Source organism: Streptomyces sp. NPDC038200 (genome assembly GCF_055600785.1).
Window position 1 is genome coordinate 38,853 of record NZ_JBVJYH010000017.1, and the last position, 20,338, is coordinate 59,190.

Consider the following 20,338-nt stretch of genomic DNA (forward strand, 5'->3'; position numbering starts at 1 on the left):
GAGCGCTACGCCTTGGCGACGGCCGGGGCCTGGTCGCCGGCCCGTGCGTCCAGCTCGCGGCTGATCTGCCGCTCCACGAAGAAGGCGGCGGTGGGGATGGTGCCCGCGAGCAGCACCCAGAGCTGCTTGCCGACCGGCCACTTCGCCTTGGAGCCCAGGTCGAAGGCGAAGATCAGGTAGACGACGTACAGCCAGCCGTGGGCGATGGCGACGACCCGGGTGAAGTCGGCGGCACCGTCGACGTCCAGCCCGTACTTCGCGATCATGCTCAGGCACAGCAGCACCAGCAGGACACCGGTGGTGTAGGCCAAGACGCGGTAGCGGGTCAGCACGCTCTTTTTCATGGAGTCGAGCGTAACCACCCGATCCGGGAGATCTTGCCCCGGGTCACTGCTCGTCGAAGTCGTGTGCCGCCACGCGCAGCGGACGGAGCATCGCGAAGATCTCCTCGCACTCCTCCGCGTCGTACACCCCGAGTCCGAAGTCCATGGCCATCAGGGCGCGGGTGGCCGCGTCGACCACCTCGCGGCCCTTCTCGGTGATGACGGCGAGGGTGCCGCGGCCGTCGTTGGGGTTGGGCCGCTTGGCGACGAGCCCCGACTTCACCAGCCGGTCCACGGTGTTCGTCACCGACGTGGGATGCACCATCAGCCGCTCGCCGATCTTGGACATCGGCAGCTCGCCGGCCTTGGAGAAGGTGAGCAGCACCAGTGCCTCGTAACGGGCGAACGTGAGCCCGTACGGCTTGACCACCGCGTCCACCTCGGCGAGCAGGATCTGGTGGGCCCGCATGATCGAGGTGATGGCGGCCATGGACGGCACGCTCCCCCAGCGCTGCTTCCAGAGTTCGTCGGCGCGGGCGATGGGGTCGAACGGGAGGCTGAGTGGCTTCGGCACGTCATCAGACCCTACCGGCCGGTCATATGCCGGTCAGCTCCGTCTCGGGTTTCGGTCGCCTTCCCGTTCCCTCCCCGCTTCCGCGGGCGGCCAGGGCCAGCGCGCAGCAGCACAGGACGCCGAGCGCACCGGCGCCCGCCACGGCCGCCCGCACCCCCACCGCCTGCGCCGCCACCCCGGCCAGTGCCATGCCCACTCCCTGGACGGTCATCAGCCCGGCGCTCAGCAGGGTCATCGCCCGCCCGCGCAGCTCCTCCGGCACCGCCCGCACGAACCACTGGTCCAGTCCCGGGGTGTACGCCGAGCCGGCCCCGGACACCAGCAGGAGCAGCAGGGACACGGCGAGCCCGGGGTGCAGGGCGTAGCCGAGGTAGGGCAGCAGGCCGAGGCAGAGGAGGGGGAGCGCGACGCGCTCGCGCGCCGCGGGCCGCAGCCGGGCACCGGCGAACAGCTCACCCGCCACCGTGCCGACGGGCAGGGCGCACAGGAGCAGGCCGAGACCGGCGGAGTCGCTGCCGAGCGCGTCGGCGTACGGCGCGGCGAGGGCTTCGGGGACGACGGCGAAGGCGGCCGGTACCCAGAAGAGAAGGAGCAGCAGGCGGACGCGGGGGCGGGCGAGGAGCGGACGGAGGCCGGGCGGGGTCTCCGTGCGGTCGGGGTGGCGGGCGGGGCGGTGCCGGGTGCCGAGGCGGAGCAGGGCGGCGGAGGCGAGGAAGGTGCCGACCGTGACGAGGAGGGCGTGCCGGGGGGTGACCGCCGCGAGGAGCAGGCCGCCGAGGCCGTAGCCGACGAGCAGGGCACTCTGGGCGACGATGCGCAGCAGGGAGCGGCCGAGGACGAACAGATCGCCGTCGCCGAGCACGTCGGCGAGGGTGGCCATACGGGTGCCGGCGAACACCGGCGAGACGACGGCGAGGCAGCAGCGCAGGGCGAGCAGGACGCCGATGCCGGTGCCGGGCGCCGCCATCACGGCCACACCGGCCGCGCACACCAGGTCGCAGGTCACCAGCACCCGCCGGGCGGGGAAGCGGTCGGCGACCGGGGCGAGCAGGGTGCCGCCGACGGCGTAGGGCAGGAAGCCCAGGGCGAAGGTGAGCGCGCTGAGCAGGGGGGAGCCGGTGCGGTCGTAGACGAGGACGGAGAGGGCGACCTCGCTGACGATCACGCCGAGCATGGACAGCACGTGCGCGGCGAAGACGGCCCGGAACTCGGGCACGGCGAGGACACGGCCGTACCCGGCGGAACGCGCCGGGGCCGCCTGGGACGGTGCGGACATGCCGGGCAGCGTGCCCGGGCGGAGGCGGTGGCCCGTAAAGTTTCGCCCTGACACGAATGTTCCGGCACCGTGGGCCCGGCTCGTGGAGGATGTGCACCGGCCCGTCGAGAAGGTGCGCCCCGGCCCGTCGAGAAGGTGCCCCGGCCCGTCGAGGAGGTGGCCGTGCCCTCGCTTCTCCGCTTCGGCGAGGACGACTTCCTGCGCTGCCGGTTCGCGGTCTCGCCACTGTGGGAGACGCAGGAGGCGGTGCGGACGCTGAAGCGTCCGGACCGGCACGGATACCACGCGCCGTGGCTGCGCCGGATCCGTACGGCGGCGGCCGGGCTGGACCTCGCCCCGCTGTGGCTGCTGATGCCCCGGCGGGGACACTCGCCGGACTGGCTCGGTCCGCCGCCGATCGGGCCGGCCGCCACCTTCGAGGAGGAGATCGCGGCGGTCCGGGCCTCCGATCCGGAGGCGGCCCGCGCGGACACCGCCCGCGCGCTCGCGTGCACGCCGGGCGCGCCGGAGTCGGCGCGCGGCCGGGCCTGGCTGGCGGATCCGGCGCGGATGGTGCGGGAGCTGGCGGACGCCCTGGAGGCGGCCTGGCGGGTGCTGGTCGAGCCGGACTGGCTCCGGCTGCGGGCCCTGCTGGAGGCGGACGTGGCCTTCCATTCACGGCGGCTGGCCGAGGTGGGGCTCGGCCGGCTGCTGCCCGAGCTGGACCCGCGGCTGTCCTGGGACGGCCGGACGCTGACCCTCGCACTGCACGGCGCCTACGCGCGCGACCTCGGCGGCCAGGGGCTGGTGCTGATGCCGAGCGTGTTCTCCTGGCCCGATGTGATCACGGGTTTCGAGCCGCCGTGGCAGCCCGCGCTGGTCTACCCGGCCCGCGGCCTCGCCGGCCTGTGGACCGAGCCCGCGGCCCGGGTGCCCGAGGCGCTGGTACGGCTGCTGGGCCGCAACCGGGCGGCGGTGCTGGCCGCGCTGGACGAGCCGGCGACCACCAGCGCCCTCGCCCACCGCCTGCGGCTGGCCCCGTCCTCGGTGTCGGCCCATCTGACGGTGTTGCGCGACGCGGGCCTGCTGACCGCGCGGCGGTACGGCCACCAGGTGCTGTACGAGCGGACACCGCTGGGGATGGCGCTGGCGTCGGGGGGCTGAGGGAGTCGGCGGGGCGGGTCGCCGGGGGCGTACGGCGGGGAGGCGCGGTCCCGCCTGCCCCGGGACGGGCCGCGGCTCCGCGGTGTGGGAGGCAGGCCGCCGGGCCGGCGGTCAGCGGCGTCCGGTGCGCCGCAGACGGTGCCGGACCGCCCGCTGGGCCACGGGCCCCAGCTCCTCCAGCGCCGCCACGAGGGCACCCAGCTGTTCGAGCGCGCCCAGGGCCGCCTGGGCGCCGGCCGCGTCGACGCCCTCGTACAGTTCGATGCCCACGAAGGAGGCGGCGACCGCACGGGCGAGGCCCGCCGGGTCGGTGAACTCGCCGAGGGGGGTGGCGGCCAGGACGCGGACCAGGACCCGTTCTATCTCGGCGATCCACAGATCGAGCCCGGCCGCCGTGGCGGGCCCGAGGGCCTCGTGCGTCTGGGCGCCGGCCAGCAGCTGGCCGAGGAGGGCGACATGGCCGCCCGAGCGCTCCTGCTCGTGGATCTCCCGGCCCACCGCGAGCAGCTCGGAGAGCGAGCCGACCTCGGCCAGCCGGGGCCGGAAGCGGGACACGGCCTTCTCGGCGCCGTACCGGCAGGCCGCGGCGAGGAGTTCGTCCACGGAGCCGAAGTGGTAGAAGACGAGCGCCTGGTTGACCCCGGCGGCCGCGGCCACGGTGCGGGCGGAGGTCTTGGCGATCCCCTGCTCGGTGAGCGTGCGCAGCGCGCCCTCCAGCAGCTTGTGCTTCGTCTCCAGGGACTTGGCGGTCTCCGGGCTCACGCGCGCGCCTCCTCGCGGACCGGGCGCAGTCCGGGGCGTACCCCGCGGCGGCGGGTGTCGGTGTACGACGCCGTGAAGGAGCCCTGGTAGCCGAAGAGCGGGCCGAAGTAACGGTTCACCACCCGGACCCGGATCCGGAAGCAGCCGGCCGTGTCGTCGTAGGACTCGCGCACCTCGGCGGTGGCGCCGACGAGTTCGGGGACGCGGACGTCCACCGGGCCCTCCCTGAAGCGGTGTTCGCCGGAGCGGATCAGCAGGGAGCCGTCGGACTCGGCGTGGAAGTGCAGTTCGCTGGCGAGGTGCTGGTGGGTGCCGAGGTAGTCGAGGATGCGGTCGCCCTTGGGGCTGAGCACCATCTGGGCGTCGAAGCGGCGGGACCGGCCGGGCAGGTCGAAGGTGCGCACGAAGGTCACCGTCTCACGGCCGTAGGTGTCGGCGTAGGGCACGTTCTCGATCACGAAGGGGATGTTCCGGCCGGCCTGCGGCACCAGGATGTTGCGGGTGGTGCCGAGGGCCAGGAACGGCTTCACGAACGCCGGCCCGTGCCAGACGTGCTCCATCACGCCCCGGCCGGTGCAGCCCTCGCCGCTCGCCAGGCCCACCGAGAAGCGGCGCTGGAGCTGCGGGTGCAGACGGTCGAAGTCGGAGCCCAGCACGGTGCGGAACATCGAGGTCATGACTGCTTCTCCAGGGTCTGCAGGATGCGGGGGGCGCGGGCCCGGCCGGGCGGGGTGCGCAGGCAGCGGCGGGCGGCCGGGGTGGTGGCGAGCGGGGCCTTCCACAGGGCGAGGGCGGCACCGGCGAGCAGCAGCGGCGGGCACAGATAGGCCAGGGCGTCCGCGAAGGGACCGGGCAGTCCGGGGAGCGAGCCCCGGCCGAGCCCGGCCAGGCACAGGGCGAGGACGAGCCCGCGGACCGCCAGCTCGGCCAGCCAGTTGCGCAGCGCCCGCTCCGGGGTGATCCCGCGCTCCAGCCACAGCCGCAGCCGGTCGAAGGACCAGGCCGTCGCCCAGCCCATCAACGGGCGGAACAGCAGCCGGTCGGCGAGCGCGCCGAAGGCGCCCCAGCGGGGCCGGTAGTCGTAACCGGTGAGGAAGCGGACGCCGTCGGCGACCGGCACGTAACGCCAGTAGCCGCTGCCCTCGGCGAGCAGGGAGAGGGGGTGCGGGGAGGCGAAGCGCAGGGCGGAGGTGCGGGTGCCGTCGGGGCGCTCCCTCTCCCCCGCGGAGATCCCGGTGCCCGCGACCGTGAGGAACGGCAGCACGCGCGTGGCGTAGCGGAAGCGCTGGGGCTCGCCGTCCGCGCGCGGGAGGTGGGCGATCTCGGTGAAGCGCAGGTCCCAGCGCTGGTGCAGGGCCGGGTCCTGGGTGCGTGCCCACAGCTCGTCGAGGTCGGCGCGGACGAGCGCCTCTATGTAGAGCCCCATGGCCGCCTCAACCCCCACCTGATGTTTTGAGCGAGTGCTCAAACTCTCTGGGAGGGGAAGGTACCTGGTTTTGAGCGATCGCTCAATCACGGGGCGACGGAAAACCCCGGCCCTGCACGGACCGGGGTTCTCGAGTGCCGGGGACTACGAGGCGAGGTGACGCTCGACCGTCTCCACCTTGCTGGTCAGGCCGTCGGTCACGCCGGGCCGGATGTCCGCCTTGAGGACGAGCGACACACGCGGGGCGCGCTCCTCCACGACGGCTACGGCGCGCTTGACGACGTCCATGACCTCGTCCCACTCGCCCTCGATCGAGGTGAACATCGCGTCGGTGCGGTGGGGCAGCCCCGACGCGCGGACCACGCGGACGGCCTCGGCGACGTACTCCCCCACGTCCTCGCCGACACCGAGCGGCGTCACGGAGAAGGCGACGATCATGCGTTCACGGCCCCTTCCCGGCGGGCACGGGCGGCGATGACCGCGTCCTCGGCCTCGCGGCGCAGCTTGCGCTCGGCGAAGAAGCCTCCGGTGGGCAGCACCGAGAGGACGAAGTAGAGGGCGGCGGTCTTCAGCGGCCACTTGGTGCGGTTCCAGGCGTCCGCCCAGAAGATCACGTACAGGACGAACAGGACGCCGTGGATCGAGCCCATCACGGGGACCGCGTCGAAGTCGGTGGTCCGCTTCAGTACCGAGCACAGGAGCAGGATCAGGAAGGACACGGCCTCCGGGGCCGAGACCAGGCGGAGGCGGCGGAGGGCGGTGGCGGTCTTGATGTCCACAGGTCACCTTCGGTGGGAGTTTCGACGACGGTCTGCCGGTTGCGGCCTGCCGAAACGGCCTGCCGGTTTGTGAACGCACGCACAAGCGTTCCCCCATTGTGGCAAACCGCGCCCCTAGGGGTCCGCTCAGGGTGGGTTTCCACCCACGGGCCCTGTTCCGCCCACCCGGGGCGCCGCTACTTTCGCTGCGTGGCGATGTTCCGACTCCAAGGGAGCAAGGTGCTCGCCGTCGACATGACCGGGGACGCCGTGAAGGCGAAGAACGGCTCGATGGTCGCGTACGACGGGCAGATGGCCTTCAAGAAGCTGAGCGGTGGCGGTGAGGGGCTGCGCGGGATGGTCACCCGGCGGCTCACCGGCGAACAGATGACGGTGATGGAGGTGAAGGGGCACGGGACCTGCTGGTTCGCGGACCGGGCGGCCGAGATCAACCTGGTCGGGCTCCAGGGGGACAAGCTGTACGTCGAGGCGGGCAACCTGCTGGCGACCGACGCGGCGCTGCGCACGGGGACGACGTTCACGGGGCTGCGCGGGGCCTCGCAGGGCAACGGCCTGTTCACGACGACCGTGGAGGGACACGGGCAGGCGGCGATCGTCTCCGACGGCCCGGCGGTCGTCCTGCGCGTCAGCCCGCAGTACCCGCTGATCGTCGACCCGGGCGCCTACGTCGCCCACCAGGGCAACGTCCGGCAGTCCTTCCAGTCCGGTGTGACGTTCCGCACGCTCCTCGGGGAGGGCGGCGGCGAGGCCTTCCAGATCCGCTTCGAGGGTGACGGGCTGGTGTACGTGCAGCCGAGCGAGCGGCACACGATCGCGGGGGACCTGTGAGATGACCTTCCGAGAGATCAACTCCAAGATGGTCGAGGCGACCGTGCTGCCGGGGCAACGGCTGTTCAGTCAGCGCGGGGCGATGCTCGCCTACAAGGGAGAGGTGTCCTTCACCCCCAGCGTCCAGGGCGGCCAGGGCGGCCTCATGTCCATGCTCGGGCGCCGGGTGGCCGGCGAGGCGACGCCGCTGATGACCGTGGAGGGCAGCGGCACGGTCTTCTTCGGGCACGGCGGCCACCACGTCCATGTGATCTCCCTCTCCGGCGACACCCTCTACGTCGAGGCCGACCGGCTGCTCGCCTTCGAGGGCACGCTCCGGCAGGGCACGATGTTCATGGGCTCGCAGGGCGGGGTCATGGGCATGGTGCGGGGGCAGGTCAGCGGACAGGGCCTGTTCACGACGACCCTCCAGGGGCAGGGCGCGGTGGCCGTGATGGCGCACGGCGGCGTCTTCGAGATCCCGATCACCCCGCAGCGCCCGGTCCACGTCGACCCCCAGGCCTACGTCGCCCATCACGGCGAGGTCCGCAACAAGCTGTCCACCGCGCTCGGCTGGCGCGACATGGTGGGCCGCGGCTCCGGCGAGGCCTTCCAGCTGGAGCTGAGCGGCAACGGCACGGTGTACGTCCAGGCCTCGGAGGAGAAGCTGTGAGCATCCACGGAACCCCGGGCGCCGGACCCGTGGTGTACGACCCGATGACGCTGCCCGTCGACGACAACGTGAACGCGTACACGTTCTGCGTCGAGCTCAAGAGCGGCCAGTGGTTCCTCCAGAAGGGGAAGATGATCGCCTACTACGGGGCGATCGAGTTCAACGGCATCGGGCACGGCCGACTCGACCGACTTGTCCGCACGTCGTTCCATTCGCCACTGCACGCGAGCGACTGGGTCGTGGCGGAGGGCTCCGGCAAGATGCTGCTGGCCGACCGGGCCTTCGACGTCAACTCCTACGACCTGGACGACGGGAACTTGACCATTCGCGCGGGCAATCTGCTCGGTTTTCAGCCAAGTCTCGCGTTGAAACAATCGATCGTGCCGGGTTTTCTGACCCTTATCGGAACCGGCACGTTTGTGGCCGCATCCAACGGCCCGGTGGTGTTCATGGAACCTCCGATCCGGGTCGACCCCCAGGCGCTCGTCGGGTGGGCCGACTGCCCGTCCCCGTGTCATCACTACGACCACGGGTACCTCACGGGCGTACTGGGCGGTCTACGTGCGATGACGGGCTTCGGCGGGGTCTCCGGCGAGGAGCACCAGTTCGAGTTCGCGGGTGCCGGGACGGTCCTGCTGCAGTCGACGGAGACGCTCATGACGGAGCCGGCGACGGGGGCGGTTCCGCCCGAGCCGGGCGTCCCCGGAGGTGGCGGAACGGCACCGGGCGGACACGGTCCGCAATCGTCGGCCGTACCGCGCCTTCCCGGACAGCTGGGAGACCTCCAGCGTCGCTTCGGGCTGTGAGCGGTAGTCTGCGGAGTGTGACGTCGAACGCGTGCGCACTGTCACACCACCCGAAGTAGTTCGCCATTCAACTTCTTAGGTAGACTTCATTCATGGAGACCGAGACGGCCACGCGCTGGCTGACCGATGCGGAGCAGTGCGCCTGGCGCACCCACCTGGAGGTCAACAGGCTGTTGACGTATCAGCTCGAAAAAGATCTGCAGCCGTTCGGCCTGACGATGAACGACTACGAGATCCTGGTGAACCTGTCCGAGTCGGACGACGTGCGGATGCGGATGAGCGACCTCGCCTCCGCCACCCTGCAGTCCAAGAGCCGGCTCTCGCACCAGATCACGCGTATGGAGAACGCCAACCTGGTGCGCCGCGAGAACTGTGACACGGACCGGCGGGGGCTGTACGCCGTGCTCACGGACCACGGCATGGAGACGATGAGAAAGGTCGCTCCTCACCACGTCGCGTCGGTGCGTCGGCATTTCATCGACCTGCTGTCCCCGGACGCCCTGACGGAGCTGGACAAGGCGCTCAAGCCGATCGCGGAGCATCTGCGGGGGCAGCGCGGCCGTCCCTGACCGGCGGCGTCCCGCCGCCCCCTCCGCGACAACCGCCGTGTTCACCCATGCCCCGGCCCGGCCCGGCCGCCCCCGGGGCCGCCACGCCGGCCGCCGGGCACGCCGTGCCCCAGGGCCGGGGCATGGGCGGACAGGGCGCCGGCGAAGGCACGGCGTAAGAGACGGCGGAAGACACGGAGACAGTACGGCGGAGCCGTCAGCAAGGCGGCCCCGGGCGCGGTCACGGCACGGTCGTGGCCGGCCGCGCCGGGGGTACCGGTCCCGCCGAAGGGGCGGTGGTGGTGCTCAGGACGCCGTCAGGCTCGCGACCAGTTCGTCCGCCGCTCGGTAAGGGTCCAGCTCCCCGGTGACGATGCGCTCGGCGAGAGCACTGAGGCGGCGGTCGCCGTGCAGGTCGCCGATGCGTTCCCGCAGTGCGGTGACGGCGATGGTCTCCACCTCGCGGGCCGCGCGGGCCTTGCGGCGCTCCGCGAGGACGCCCCGCTCCTCCATCCAGGCCCGGTGCTTCTCCAGGGCCTCCACGACCTCGTCGACCCCCTCCGCGCGGGCCGCGACCGTCTTCACGATCGGCGGGCGCCAGTCGCCGGGACCACGGGCCTCGCCCAGGCTCAGCATGTGGTTCAGCTCGCGGGCGGTGGCGTCGGCACCGTCCCGGTCGGCCTTGTTGACGACGTAGACGTCGCCGATCTCCAGGATGCCGGCCTTGGCCGCCTGGATGCCGTCGCCCATACCGGGGGCCAGCAGGACGACGGAGGTGTCCGCCTGGGAGGCGATCTCCACTTCCGACTGGCCCACGCCCACCGTCTCGACCAGGACCACGTCGCAGCCCGCCGCGTCCAGCACCCGGATCGCCTGCGGGGCCGCCCAGGCCAGGCCGCCCAGGTGGCCGCGGGTGGCCATCGAGCGGATGTAGACGCCCGGATCGGAGGCGTGGTCCGACATCCGGACCCGGTCGCCGAGCAGGGCGCCGCCCGAGAACGGGGACGAGGGGTCGACGGCCAGGACGCCGACCCGCTTTCCCTGTTTGCGATAGGCAGTGACGAGCGCGGAGGTGGAGGTCGACTTGCCGACGCCGGGCGAGCCGGTCAGGCCCACCACGTAGGCATTGCCGGTCAGCGGGGCCAGCGCCGCCATGACCTCCCTGAGCTGCGGGGACGCCCCCTCCACAAGGGAGATCAGCCGAGCCACGGCCCGCGGCCGGCCTTCCCTGGCCCGGGCCACCAGAGAGGAGACGTCCTGCATCAAACAGCTCCGTTCACTTCAGCAACGTACTGGGGCTATGTACAGCGGAGTCAGGGCTTCGGCACCCGCACGATCAGCGCGTCACCCTGACCGCCGCCACCGCACAGCGCCGCCGCGCCGACCCCGCCGCCCCGCCGCTTGAGTTCCAGCGCCAAGTGCAGCACGAGCCGGGCACCGGACATGCCGATCGGGTGACCCAGGGCGATCGCACCACCGTTCACGTTCACCTTTTCGGTGGACACGCCGAGGTCCTTCATCGACTGCGCGGCGACCGCGGCGAAGGCCTCGTTGATCTCGATGAGGTCGAGGTCGGAGACCTCCAGGCCCTCCTTCTTCAGGGCGTGCACGATGGCGTTGGACGGCTGGGACTGGAGGCTGTTGTCCGGTCCCGCCACATTGCCGTGCGCGCCGATCTCGGCGAGCCAGGTGAGGCCCAGCTCCTCGGCCTTGGCCTTGCTCATCACGACGACCGCGGCGGCGCCGTCGGAGATCTGCGAGGAGGAGCCGGCGGTGATCGTGCCGTCCTTGGCGAACGCCGGACGCAGCTTGGCCAGGGACTCCACGGTGGTGTCACCGCGGATGCCCTCGTCCTTGCTGAACAGCACCGGGTCGCCCTTGCGCTGCGGGATCTCCACCGGCGTGATCTCGGCCTCGAACAGGCCGTTCTTCTGCGCGGCGGCGGCCCGCTGGTGGGACAGGGCGGCGATCTCGTCCTGCTCGGCGCGGCCGAGGCCGAGGCGGGTGTTGTGCTTCTCCGTGGACTCGCCCATGGCGATGCCCTCGAAGGCGTCGGTCAGGCCGTCGTGGGCCATCGCGTCGAGCATCTGCACCGCGCCGTACTTGAAGCCCTCGCGGGACTTCGGCAGCAGGTGCGGAGCGTTGGTCATGGACTCCTGGCCGCCCGCCACGACGATGTCGAACTCGCCGGCGCGGATCAGCTGGTCCGCGAGGGCGATGGCGTCCAGGCCGGACAGACACACCTTGTTGATGGTGAGCGCCGGGACGCTCATCGGGATGCCGGCCTTGACGGCGGCCTGGCGGGCCGGGATCTGGCCCGCGCCGGCCTGCAGGACCTGGCCCATGATCACGTACTGCACCTGGTCGCCGCCGATCCCCGCACGGTCGAGGGCGGCCTTGATCGCGAAGCCGCCCAGGTCGGCTCCCGAAAAGGACTTCAGCGAGCCCAGCAGCCGCCCCATGGGCGTCCGGGCGCCCGCGACGATCACCGAGCTGGTCGTTCCAGAAGACATGAGGTGCGATCCCCTTCCAGCTGCGCACAGCCGAGGAGTGAACGAGGGTTTACTTCGAATGTACTGACGGGTGGAGCACGCCGTCATCGGCCTGTCGGTGTGATCGCGCGCACGTTGCGTAACCACCGCGGGAGCGCTGCACTGAGTCCATGCTGACGCGAATCGACCACATCGGGATCGCCTGCCAGGACCTCGACGCGACCGTCGAGTTCTACCGGGCGACGTACGGCTTCGAGGTGTTCCACACCGAGGTCAACGAGGAGCAGGGCGTACGCGAGGCCATGCTCAAGATCAACGAGACTTCGGACGGCGGCGCCTCCTACCTCCAGCTGCTGGAGCCGACCCGCGAGGACTCCGCGGTCGGCAAGTGGCTCGCGAAGAACGGCGAGGGCGTCCATCACATCGCTTTCGGCACGGCGGACGTGGACGCCGACTCCGAGGAGATCCGGGACAAGGGCGTACGCGTGCTCTACCAGGAGCCACGCATCGGCTCCATGGGGTCGCGCATCACCTTCCTGCACCCCAAGGACTGCCATGGCGTTCTGACAGAACTGGTCACTTCGGCCCCTGTTGAGTCGCCTGAGCACTGACCCCCGTACATAAGGGCCGGTAGGGTTGGGGGCGGTCGTCCCTCTTCGCGGGGCGACCGCATGCCGGGGTCCGGGTTTCGGGGGACGAGCGTCGGGGCAGCAGCCCGTGCTCCGCCGTTGATCTGACACCATTCCCCGGGGGCCCCGTTCGGCGGATGGACGGAGCTCGTTGCAGAAGCTGACCAGGGGACGGATGGGACCGCGCAGTGCGGGGCTACGAGAGCCAGGAGCGAGAGCCGGCGGCTGACGTCGACCACCTCTCTCGGTTCGAGGCCGAGATGAAGCGGCTGAGGACCGAGCGGGAAAAGGCGATCCAGCACGCCGAGGACCTCGGCTACCAGGTCGAGGTGCTGCGCGCCAAGCTGCACGAGGCGCGCCGCACCCTGATGACCCGGCCCGCCTACGACGGCGGTGACATCGGCTATCAGGCCGAGCAGTTGCTCCGTAACGCCCAGATGCAGGCCGAGCAGCTGCGCCAGGACGCCGAGCGGGAGCTGAGCCAGGCCCGCGCACAGACCCAGCGCATCCTCCAGGAGCACGCCGAACAGGCCGCCCGGCTCCAGGCGGAGCTGCACCAGGAGGCGGTGAACCGGCGCCAGCAGCTCGATCAGGAGCTGGCCGAGCGCAGGGCCACCGTCGAGTCTCACGTCAACGAGAACGTGGCCTGGGCCGAGCAGCTGCGGGCGCGCACCGAGCAGCAGGCCCGCAGGCTGCTGGACGAGTCCCGCGCGGAGGCCGAGCAGGCGATGGCCGCCGCCCGCGCGGAGGCCGAGCGGCTGACCCGCGAGGCCCGGGAGCGGCTGCAGAGCGACGCCGAGGCCGCCCGCGCGGAGGCCGAGCAGCTCCTGCGCCGGGCCCGCACGGACGCCGAGCGGCTGCTGAACGCCGCCTCCACGCAGGCGCAGGAGGCCACCGAGCACGCCGAGCAGCTGCGCACGGCCACGGTCACCGAGTCGGACACCGCCCGCCGGCAGGCCGCCGAGCTGAGCCGGGCCGCCGAGGAGCGGATGGCGGCGGCCGAGGAGGCGCTGCGCAAGGCGCAGGCCGAGGCCGAGAAACTGCAGACGGAGGCGAAGGAGTCCGCCGCCAAGGCCCTGGCGAGCGCCGAGGCCGCCAACGAGACGCGCACGCGCACCGCCAAGGAGCAGGTCGCCCGGCTGGTCGAGGAGGCCACCAAGGAGGCCGAGAACACCAAGTCCGAGGCCGAGCAGCTGGTCGCGGACGCCCGCGCCGAGGCGGAGAAGATCGTCGCCGAGGCCGCCGAGAAGGCCCGCTCGATCACCGCCGAGGAGACCGCCACCCAGCTGTCCAAGGCGGCCAGGACCGCCGAGGACGTGCTCAACAAGGCGTCCGAGGACGCCCAGAAGACCACCAGGGCCGCCGCCGAGGAGGCCGAGCGGATCCGCACGGAGGCGGAGGCCGAGGCGGACCGGCTGCGCGCCGAGGCGCACGACATCGCCGAGCAGCTCAAGGGCGCGGCGAAGGACGACACCAAGGAGTACCGCGCCAAGACGGTCGAGCTGCAGGAGGAGGCCCGCCGGCTGCGCGGCGAGGCCGAGCAGCTGCGCGCCGACGCGGTCGCCGAGGGCGAGTCGATCCGTGCCGAGGCCCGCCGCGAGGCCGTCGCGCAGATCGAGGAGGCGGCCAGGTCCGCCGAGGAGCTGCTGGCCAAGGCCAAGGCGGACGCCGACGAGCTGCGGCAGAGCGCGACCGCCGACAGCGAGAAGGTCCGCACCGAGGCGATCGAGCGGGCCACCGGCCTGCGCCGGCAGGCCGAGGAGACCCTGGAGCGCGGCCGCAAGGAGGCCGAGCGGCTGCGGGCCGAGGCCGCCGAGCAGGCCGAGACGGTCGGCGCGGACGCCGAGAAGGCCGCGCGGGAACTGCGCGAGGAGACCGAGAAGGCCGTCGAGGCCCGCCGTGCCGAGGCCGCCGAGGAGCTGACGCGGCTGCAGACGGACGCGCAGGAACGGCTGGCGTCGGCCGAGCAGGCGCTGACCGACGCCCGTGCGGAGGCCGCCCGGATCCGCCGGGAGGCCGGCGAGGAGGCCGAGCGGCTGCGCGCCGAGTCGGCCGAGCGGATCCGCACGCTCCAGCAGCAGGCCGAGGCCGAGGCCGACCGGCTGCGCACCGAGGCCGCGTCCGACGCGTCCGCCTCCCGGGCCGAGGCCGAGACCGTCGCCGTACGGCTGCGCTCCGAGGCCGCCGCCGAGGCCGAGCGGCTGAAGGCGGAGGCCCAGGACACCGCCGACCGGGTGCGCGCGGAGGCGCAGGCCGCCGCCGAGCGGCTGGGTGCCGAGGCGTCCGAGACGCTGGCCGCCGCGCAGGAGGAGGCCGCCCGGCGCCGCCGCGAGGCCGAGGAACTCCTCGGTGCCGCCCGCGAGGAGGCCGACCAGGAGCGGCAGCGGGCCCGCGAGCAGAGCGAGGAGCTGCTGGCCTCCGCCCGCAAGCGCGTGGAGGAGGCGCAGGCCGAGGCGACCCGGCTGGTGGAGGAGGCCGACCGGCGCGCCACCGAGATGGTCGCCGCCGCCGAGCAGCACGCCCAGCAGGTGCGGGACTCCGTCTCGGGGCTGCACGAGCAGGCACAGGAGGAGATCGCCGGGCTGCGCTCGGCCGCCGAGCACGCGGCGGACCGGACGAGGCGCGAGGCCGAGGAGGAGGCGGACCGGGTCCGCGCCGACGCCTACGCCGAGCGGGAGCGGGCGAGCGAGGACGCCTCCCGGGTCCGGCGCGAGGCGACCGAGGAGTCGGAGGCCGCCAAGGCGCTGGCCGAGCGCACGATGGCGGAGGCGATCGCGGAGGCCGAGCGGCTGCGCTCGGACGCCGGCGAGTACGCCCAGCGGGTGCGCACCGAGGCGTCGGACGCGCTCGCCGAGGCGGATCAGGCGGCGGCCCGTACCCGGGCGGACGCCCGCGAGGACGCCAACCGCATCCGCTCCGACGCGGCGACGCAGGCGGACACCCTCATCACCGAGGCCCGCAACGAGGCCGAGCGGCTCCAGACGGAGACCATCGCCGAGGCCGACCGGGTGCGCACCGAGGCGCTCACCGAGGCCGAGCGGCTGCAGGCGGAGACCGTCGCCGAGGCCGAGCGCGTGCGTACCGAGGCGCTCACCGAGGCGGACCGGGTCCGTGCGGAGGCGCTGGCGGGCGCCGAGCAGCTCATCGGCGAGGCCACCGGCGACGCCGAGCGGCTGCGCGCCGAGGCCGCCGAGACGGTGGGCTCGGCCCAGCAGCACGCCGAGCGGCTGCGGGCGGAGGCCGAGCGGCTCAGGACGGACGCGGAGAACGAGGCCGAACGGCTCGTCAGCTCCGCCCGCGAGGAGGCCCAGCAGACCCTGGACGGGGCCCGCAAGGACGCCAACAAGCGGCGGTCCGAGGCGGCCGAGCAGGTCGACAAGCTCATCACGGAGACCACGGCCGAGGCCGACAAGCTGCTCACCGAGGCGCAGGCACAGGCGCTGAAGACCACCGCGGACGCCGAGTCGCAGGCGGACACGATGGTCGGCGCGGCCCGCAGCGAGGCGGAGCGGATCGTCTCCGAGTCGACCATCGAGGGCAACTCGCTGGTGGAGAAGGCCCGTACGGACGCGGACGAGCTGCTGGTCGGCGCGCGCCGGGACGCCACGGCGATAAGGGAGCGCGCGGAGGAGCTGCGCGACCGCATCACCACCGAGATCGAGGACCTGCACGAGCGGGCCCGCCGCGAGGCGGCCGAGACGATGAAGTCCACCGGCGACCGCTGCGACGCGCTCATCAAGGCCGCCGAGGAGCAGCTGGCGAAGGCGGAGGCGAAGGCCAAGGAGCTGGTCTCGGACGCGAACTCCGAGGCGGGCAAGGTGCGGATCGCCGCGGTCAAGAAGGCGGAGGGGCTGCTCAAGGAGGCCGAGCAGAAGAAGGCCAGCCTCGTCAAGGAGGCCGAGGAGCTGAAGGCGGAGGCGATCCGCGAGGCCCGGCGCACGGTCGAGGAGGGCAAGCGGGAGCTGGAGATCCTGGTGCGCCGGCGCGAGGACATCAACGCCGAGATCTCGCGCGTCCAGGACGTGCTGGAGGCGTTGGAGTCCTTCGAGGCGCCGTCCGGCGGCAAGGACGGTGGAGTCAAGGCGGGCGCGACCGTGGGTGCCCCCCGATCGGGTGGCAAGTCGTCAGAAAGCTAGCGGACGGGGTACGTTCCGGTGTCTTCTGGGGGCTTTGCCCGACTCGTTGGCAAGCCGTCCGACGGTCAGCCACCCAAAAGAGGTGCCATTCTCCAGATCAAAACCGTATCCGCTCGATGACACACCGCTTCGGCCCCTAGGATTTCCCCTATCACCTCACCGGTCTCATTCGACAGGAACCCCATGAGCGACACTTCCCCCTACGGCTTCGAGCTTGTGCGGCGTGGGTACGACCGCGCTCAGGTGGACGAACGTATCTCCAAGCTCGTCTCCGACCGTGACAGCGCTCTCGCACGCATCACCGCCCTGGAGAAGCGCATCGAGGAGCTGCACCTCGAAACGCAGAACGCCCAGGCTCAGATCACGGACGCCGAGCCGTCGTACGCGGGTCTCGGCGCTCGGGTCGAGAAGATCCTGCGCCTGGCCGAGGAAGAGGCCAAGGAGCTGCGTGAGGAGGCCCGGCGGGCGGCCGAGCAGCACCGTGACCTCGCGGAGTCGGCGGCCCAGCAGGTCCGCAACGACGCCGAGTCGTACGCGGCCGAACGCAAGGCCAAGGCCGAGGACGAGGGCGTCCGGATCGTCGAGAAGGCCAAGTCCGACGCCTCCCAGCTGCGTGCCGAGGCGCAGAAGGACGCGCAGTCCAAGCGCGAGGAGGCGGACGCCCTCTTCGAGGAGACCCGCGCCAAGGCCGCGCAGGCCGCCGCCGACTTCGAGACCAACCTGGCCAAGCGCCGCGAGCAGTCCGAGCGCGACCTGGCCTCGCGTCAGCAGAAGGCCGAGAAGCGGCTCGCGGAGATCGAGCACCGGGCCGAGCAGCTGCGCCTGGAGGCGGAGAAGCTGCGCACCGACGCCGAGCGCCGGGCCCGCCAGACGGTGGAGACCGCCCAGCGCCAGGCCGAGGACATCGTGGCCGACGCCAACGCCAAGGCCGACCGGATCCGCTCGGAATCCGAGCGGGAGCTGGCGGCGCTCACCAACCGCCGCGACAGCATCAACGCCCAGCTGACGAACGTCCGCGAGATGCTCGCCACGCTGACCGGCGCCGCGGTGGCCGCGGCCGGCACGTCGACCGACGACGAGCCGATCTCCCGGGGCGTTCCGGCGCAGCAGTCCCGGTAGTCCGGGCGGTCGTCCGGCGCTGTGACACCGTGAGGGGCGGTGGGACCCGGTCCCGCCGTCCCTCCGCCGTTCCCCGGCGGTTCTCTCCGGCTCTCTCCGCCGTTCCCAGGTCCTCCCAGGCCCGCTCAGGCGTTCCCCGGCGCTCTCCGGCGTTGCCCGGCTTCCTCCGCCGCATCCGGCGTTCCCCGGCTCTCCGCCGCACCCCGCGCTCTCCGCCGTTCCGGCGCTTGCCTCGGCTCGCTCGGGGCCGTTCGCTAGCGCAGGCCGTACAGGGGCGGCTCCTCGGTGCCCTCGCCGTTGACGACGATCCAGGTGCCGGCCGTGCGCAGCAGCCGCAGGCGTTCGGTGAGGCGGTTGGTGCGGACCATGACGCCGTCGTCCTCGCCGATCCGGTGCCCGTCGGCCGCGTCGAAGGTCCACAGCCGGCCCTTCGTGCCGAGTACGGCCACCCGGCCGTCGCCGGTGGGCGCCAGCGCGGCGGCATCGTCCACCGCGGCGCGCCACACCCGCCGTCCGTCGCGCAGGGCGTAGCCGGAGACGTGGTCGGCGCCGAAACCGCCGGGCTCCACCGTGGCGACGACGAGGGTGCCCCCGCTGATCGTCGCCCTCAGGGCGGCCTGGGCCGTGAAGCTCTCGCCCCGGACCCCTGGGAGGTCGAGGTCCTCGTCGTCGGCGGAGAGCGGGATCCGTACCGGGTCGCCGTCGTCGTCGGGATAGGACAGGACGGCCGCGACACCGCGCTCGTCGCTCTCCTTCAGCAGCAGGGTGAAGGGCTCGGCCGAGAGCACCACGGCCGTGTCGAGCGGGCTCTCCACCGGCAGCGCCTGGGTGGCGCGCTGCCTGCCGGTGGCGTTGTCCAGGGTCACGAGCCGCGCGCCGTCCTTCTCCCCCGTCCGGCAGGTGACCACGACCCGGGTGGTGCCGCGGGCCGCGGAGACGACCCGGGGCGCGCACGTCCGCCCCGTCTCGCGGCCCCGCAGGTCGGCGGTCCAGCGCGGCCGGCCGTCGGTGAGGCCGTACGCCCGCACCCCGGTGTCGGTCAGCGCGAGGGCCACGTGCCCGTCGGTCGCGAGCACGCTGTCCTCGCCGGTGCCGATCCCGGTGATCTTCCGCTCCCACAGCCTGCGGCCGGTGCGGGTGTCGACACCCCACACGGTGTCACAGACCTGGCCGTGGCGGGCGAAGGCGACCAGACCGACGCCGTCGGCGACGCCCCCGCTCATCCCGCACACCGACTCGCGCACGGGCGCCCGCAGCGTCCAGCGGCGGTCGCCGTCGTGGGCGGCGTAGGCGACCAGCGCGTCGGTGCGCACCCGGACCACGGTCGAGCCGTGCTCGCCGACGGTCCACACACCCTCGGCCCGCACGCTGGACGGCCGGTCCGGGCCGGCCCGCCAGGCGAGGTCCAGCACCGGTCCGCGCAGCCACAGGTACGCCTGCCAGCCGGGCCACAGCGCGCAGAGCACGCCCAGGACGGCCAGGACGGCGGGCACGGTCTTGCCGGGGCGCCGGTCGATGAACCTGCCGATGGTGACCAGGAGGGCGATGTACCCGACGAACGTCAGCGCGAACGCCAGCAGGAGCGTGGGGGCGGTGCCGTCCGGGCAGGGGCGGTACCGGCCGCCGCAGGAGTTGCCCGGGATCGACGTCCACCCGAGTACGTGGAACTCCACCGCGAGCCCGGCCGCGGCCCCGGCGGCCATCACCGCCAGCCCCGCCCGGACCGGATGCCACCCCGCGCCCGGTCTGCCGTCCTGGACCACCGCCGCCCCCGCCCGCGTCCCGTCCCCTCGGCGCCCCCCCCGGCACCGCCCCCGCCGATCAAGGGGGCTGGAGCATACCGCGGACGCTCGAGTGGCAGCCCACCGGAGGCCGTCCTAGCGTGGCCGCATGATCGAGCTGGAGGGGCTGACCAAGCGGTACGGCGAGAAGGTGGCGGTGGACCACCTCACCTTCTCGGTCCGGCCGGGCATCGTGACGGGGTTCCTCGGGCCCAACGGGGCCGGGAAGTCCACCACCATGCGGATGATCCTCGGACTCGACCGTCCCACCGCCGGTGACGTCCGCATCGACGGCACGCACTACGACCGGCTCGAGGACCCGCTGACGTACCTCGGCGCCCTGCTGGACGCCAAGGCCGTGCACGGCGGCCGGAGCGCCTACAACCACCTGCTCTGTCTGGCGCAGAGCAACGGCATCCCGGCGAGCCGGGTGGCCCAGGTGCTGGAGACGGTCGGGCTCACGGCCGTCGCGCGGAAGAAGGCCAAGGGGTTCTCGCTGGGCATGGGCCAGCGGCTGGGGATCGCGGGCGCGCTCCTCGGCGACCCGCGGATCCTGATGTTCGACGAGCCGGTCAACGGGCTCGACCCGGAGGGCATCCACTGGATCCGGAACCTGATGAAGTCGCTGGCCGCGCAGGGCCGGACGGTGTTCGTGTCGAGCCATCTGATGAGCGAGATGGCGCTGACGGCCGATCACCTGGTGGTCATCGGGCAGGGGCGGCTGCTCGCGGACACCTCGATGGCCGACTTCATCCGGGCGAACTCGCGGTCGTACGTCCGGATCCGCTGCCCGCAGCGCGAGCGGCTGCGCGATGTGCTGCACCAGGCCGGGATCACCGTCGTGGAGGCGGGCGGCGGAGCGCTGGAGGTGGAGGGCGGCAAGGCCGAGCAGATCGGTGAGCTGGCCGCGCGGTACGGGCTCGTGCTGCACGAGCTGAGCCCGCAGCAGGCCTCGCTGGAGGAGGCGTTCATGCAGTTGACGGCGGAAGCGGTGGAGTACCACGCGCAGGCCGGTCCGGAGCCCGCCCCGCGGGACCGGGGCGCCGGCTGGAAGGGGGCCTGAG

20 protein-coding genes are annotated in these 20,338 nt (G+C 72.8%); 9 read left to right on the forward strand and 11 right to left on the reverse strand.

Annotated elements, in window-relative coordinates; all coding sequences use genetic code 11:
* Window positions 1–5 precede the first annotated feature (5 nt).
* From ACZ7KF_RS29365 to ACZ7KF_RS29375, 3 genes are read right to left on the reverse strand one after another with little or no spacing between them, the layout of a single operon-like run.
* A complete protein-coding gene (locus ACZ7KF_RS29365; RefSeq protein WP_471081409.1) occupies window positions 6–344 on the reverse strand; it encodes a DUF3817 domain-containing protein in 339 nt (112 codons plus the stop codon).
* A gap of 43 nt (window positions 345–387) precedes the next feature.
* The gene (locus ACZ7KF_RS29370) at window positions 388–897 is read right to left on the reverse strand and encodes a MarR family winged helix-turn-helix transcriptional regulator (RefSeq protein ID WP_471081412.1); all 510 of its coding nucleotides are present in this window, start codon (window positions 895–897) and stop codon (window positions 388–390) included.
* A 22-nt stretch (window positions 898–919) separates the two neighbouring features.
* On the reverse strand, window positions 920–2,173 hold the full coding sequence (locus ACZ7KF_RS29375; RefSeq protein WP_471081414.1) for an MFS transporter: 1,254 nt from the start codon (window positions 2,171–2,173) through the stop codon (window positions 920–922).
* A 162-nt stretch (window positions 2,174–2,335) separates the two neighbouring features.
* Here ACZ7KF_RS29375 and ACZ7KF_RS29380 point away from each other — a divergent pair, with 162 nt between their 5' ends.
* Window positions 2,336–3,316 (forward strand): ArsR/SmtB family transcription factor, encoded by a 981-nt coding sequence (locus ACZ7KF_RS29380; RefSeq protein ID WP_471081417.1) that lies wholly within the window; start codon window positions 2,336–2,338, stop codon window positions 3,314–3,316.
* A 111-nt stretch (window positions 3,317–3,427) separates the two neighbouring features.
* Here the strand turns inward: ACZ7KF_RS29380 and ACZ7KF_RS29385 are convergent, their stop codons facing one another.
* The 5 genes from ACZ7KF_RS29385 to ACZ7KF_RS29405 all read right to left on the reverse strand — a co-directional run bounded on the left by ACZ7KF_RS29385 (window position 3,428) and on the right by ACZ7KF_RS29405 (window position 6,283).
* Window positions 3,428–4,078, reverse strand: a complete 651-nt coding sequence (locus tag ACZ7KF_RS29385; protein ID WP_471081420.1) for a TetR/AcrR family transcriptional regulator — start codon at window positions 4,076–4,078, stop codon at window positions 3,428–3,430.
* Window positions 4,075–4,755: a DUF4166 domain-containing protein gene (locus ACZ7KF_RS29390; protein ID WP_471081423.1), complete on the reverse strand. Its 681-nt coding sequence runs from the start codon at window positions 4,753–4,755 to the stop codon at window positions 4,075–4,077. Before ACZ7KF_RS29390 ends, ACZ7KF_RS29385 begins: the two co-directional genes overlap by 4 nt.
* The gene (locus ACZ7KF_RS29395) at window positions 4,752–5,504 is read right to left on the reverse strand and encodes a hypothetical protein (protein WP_471081426.1); all 753 of its coding nucleotides are present in this window, start codon (window positions 5,502–5,504) and stop codon (window positions 4,752–4,754) included. Before ACZ7KF_RS29395 ends, ACZ7KF_RS29390 begins: the two co-directional genes overlap by 4 nt.
* A 144-nt stretch (window positions 5,505–5,648) precedes the next feature.
* Window positions 5,649–5,942: an MTH1187 family thiamine-binding protein gene (locus ACZ7KF_RS29400; protein WP_471081429.1), complete on the reverse strand. Its 294-nt coding sequence runs from the start codon at window positions 5,940–5,942 to the stop codon at window positions 5,649–5,651.
* A complete protein-coding gene (locus tag ACZ7KF_RS29405) occupies window positions 5,939–6,283 on the reverse strand; it encodes a DUF3817 domain-containing protein (RefSeq protein WP_471081433.1) in 345 nt (114 codons plus the stop codon). Before ACZ7KF_RS29405 ends, ACZ7KF_RS29400 begins: the two co-directional genes overlap by 4 nt.
* A gap of 195 nt (window positions 6,284–6,478) precedes the next feature.
* On the opposite strand from ACZ7KF_RS29405, the gene ACZ7KF_RS29410 reads away from it, so the two are divergent.
* The 4 genes from ACZ7KF_RS29410 to ACZ7KF_RS29425 all read left to right on the forward strand — a co-directional run bounded on the left by ACZ7KF_RS29410 (window position 6,479) and on the right by ACZ7KF_RS29425 (window position 9,138).
* Window positions 6,479–7,111, forward strand: a complete 633-nt coding sequence (locus ACZ7KF_RS29410) for an AIM24 family protein (protein WP_471081836.1) — start codon at window positions 6,479–6,481, stop codon at window positions 7,109–7,111.
* Window position 7,112: 1 nt separating this feature from the next.
* Window positions 7,113–7,763: an AIM24 family protein gene (locus ACZ7KF_RS29415; RefSeq protein ID WP_471081435.1), complete on the forward strand. Its 651-nt coding sequence runs from the start codon at window positions 7,113–7,115 to the stop codon at window positions 7,761–7,763.
* Window positions 7,760–8,569 (forward strand): AIM24 family protein, encoded by an 810-nt coding sequence (locus ACZ7KF_RS29420; protein ID WP_471081438.1) that lies wholly within the window; start codon window positions 7,760–7,762, stop codon window positions 8,567–8,569. The genes ACZ7KF_RS29415 and ACZ7KF_RS29420 overlap by 4 nt, the downstream gene beginning before the upstream one ends.
* A gap of 92 nt (window positions 8,570–8,661) precedes the next feature.
* Window positions 8,662–9,138: a MarR family winged helix-turn-helix transcriptional regulator gene (locus tag ACZ7KF_RS29425; RefSeq protein ID WP_471081441.1), complete on the forward strand. Its 477-nt coding sequence runs from the start codon at window positions 8,662–8,664 to the stop codon at window positions 9,136–9,138.
* Window positions 9,139–9,423: 285 nt separating this feature from the next.
* Here the strand turns inward: ACZ7KF_RS29425 and meaB are convergent, their stop codons facing one another.
* Both meaB and ACZ7KF_RS29435 read right to left on the reverse strand, forming a co-directional pair.
* The gene (gene meaB / locus ACZ7KF_RS29430; RefSeq protein WP_471081444.1) at window positions 9,424–10,380 is read right to left on the reverse strand and encodes a methylmalonyl Co-A mutase-associated GTPase MeaB; all 957 of its coding nucleotides are present in this window, start codon (window positions 10,378–10,380) and stop codon (window positions 9,424–9,426) included.
* Window positions 10,381–10,430: 50 nt separating this feature from the next.
* The gene (locus tag ACZ7KF_RS29435) at window positions 10,431–11,630 is read right to left on the reverse strand and encodes an acetyl-CoA C-acetyltransferase (protein ID WP_471081447.1); all 1,200 of its coding nucleotides are present in this window, start codon (window positions 11,628–11,630) and stop codon (window positions 10,431–10,433) included.
* Between the two features lie 149 nt (window positions 11,631–11,779).
* On the opposite strand from ACZ7KF_RS29435, the gene mce reads away from it, so the two are divergent.
* The 3 genes from mce to ACZ7KF_RS29450 all read left to right on the forward strand — a co-directional run bounded on the left by mce (window position 11,780) and on the right by ACZ7KF_RS29450 (window position 17,493).
* Window positions 11,780–12,220, forward strand: a complete 441-nt coding sequence (mce, locus tag ACZ7KF_RS29440; RefSeq protein WP_471081450.1) for a methylmalonyl-CoA epimerase — start codon at window positions 11,780–11,782, stop codon at window positions 12,218–12,220.
* 206 nt (window positions 12,221–12,426) lie between these two features.
* A complete protein-coding gene (scy, locus tag ACZ7KF_RS29445) occupies window positions 12,427–16,374 on the forward strand; it encodes a polarized growth protein Scy (RefSeq protein ID WP_471081453.1) in 3,948 nt (1,315 codons plus the stop codon).
* Between the two features lie 183 nt (window positions 16,375–16,557).
* Complete coding sequence (locus tag ACZ7KF_RS29450) at window positions 16,558–17,493, forward strand: coiled-coil domain-containing protein (RefSeq protein WP_189819504.1); 936 nt, start codon at window positions 16,558–16,560, stop codon at window positions 17,491–17,493.
* Between the two features lie 254 nt (window positions 17,494–17,747).
* Here ACZ7KF_RS29450 and ACZ7KF_RS29455 read toward each other — a convergent pair whose 3' ends face one another.
* Window positions 17,748–19,256, reverse strand: coding sequence for an outer membrane protein assembly factor BamB family protein (locus ACZ7KF_RS29455; RefSeq protein ID WP_471081457.1), 1,509 nt, complete (start codon window positions 19,254–19,256; stop codon window positions 17,748–17,750).
* A 127-nt stretch (window positions 19,257–19,383) separates the two neighbouring features.
* Between ACZ7KF_RS29455 and ACZ7KF_RS29460 the strand changes: the two genes are divergently transcribed.
* The gene (locus tag ACZ7KF_RS29460; RefSeq protein WP_471081461.1) at window positions 19,384–20,337 is read left to right on the forward strand and encodes an ATP-binding cassette domain-containing protein; all 954 of its coding nucleotides are present in this window, start codon (window positions 19,384–19,386) and stop codon (window positions 20,335–20,337) included.
* The last annotated feature ends 1 nt before the right edge of the window (window position 20,338 follow it).

Bases quoted from the DNA above. Each gene is read 5' to 3' on its own strand.
- ACZ7KF_RS29400 (WP_471081429.1), bottom strand. From the start codon at position 5,942: ATGATCGTCGCCTTCTCCGTGACGCCGCTCGGTGTCGGCGAGGACGTG.
- ACZ7KF_RS29390 (WP_471081423.1), bottom strand. From the start codon at position 4,755: ATGACCTCGATGTTCCGCACCGTGCTGGGCTCCGACTTCGACCGTCTG.
- ACZ7KF_RS29365 (WP_471081409.1), bottom strand. From the start codon at position 344: ATGAAAAAGAGCGTGCTGACCCGCTACCGCGTCTTGGCCTACACCACC.
- mce (WP_471081450.1), top strand. From the start codon at position 11,780: ATGCTGACGCGAATCGACCACATCGGGATCGCCTGCCAGGACCTCGAC.
- ACZ7KF_RS29415 (WP_471081435.1), top strand. From the start codon at position 7,113: ATGACCTTCCGAGAGATCAACTCCAAGATGGTCGAGGCGACCGTGCTG.
- ACZ7KF_RS29460 (WP_471081461.1), top strand. From the start codon at position 19,384: ATGATCGAGCTGGAGGGGCTGACCAAGCGGTACGGCGAGAAGGTGGCG.
- ACZ7KF_RS29450 (WP_189819504.1), top strand. From the start codon at position 16,558: ATGAGCGACACTTCCCCCTACGGCTTCGAGCTTGTGCGGCGTGGGTAC.
- meaB (WP_471081444.1), bottom strand. From the start codon at position 10,380: ATGCAGGACGTCTCCTCTCTGGTGGCCCGGGCCAGGGAAGGCCGGCCG.
- ACZ7KF_RS29435 (WP_471081447.1), bottom strand. From the start codon at position 11,630: ATGTCTTCTGGAACGACCAGCTCGGTGATCGTCGCGGGCGCCCGGACG.
- ACZ7KF_RS29395 (WP_471081426.1), bottom strand. From the start codon at position 5,504: ATGGGGCTCTACATAGAGGCGCTCGTCCGCGCCGACCTCGACGAGCTG.
- ACZ7KF_RS29410 (WP_471081836.1), top strand. From the start codon at position 6,479: ATGTTCCGACTCCAAGGGAGCAAGGTGCTCGCCGTCGACATGACCGGG.
- ACZ7KF_RS29425 (WP_471081441.1), top strand. From the start codon at position 8,662: ATGGAGACCGAGACGGCCACGCGCTGGCTGACCGATGCGGAGCAGTGC.
- ACZ7KF_RS29375 (WP_471081414.1), bottom strand. From the start codon at position 2,173: ATGTCCGCACCGTCCCAGGCGGCCCCGGCGCGTTCCGCCGGGTACGGC.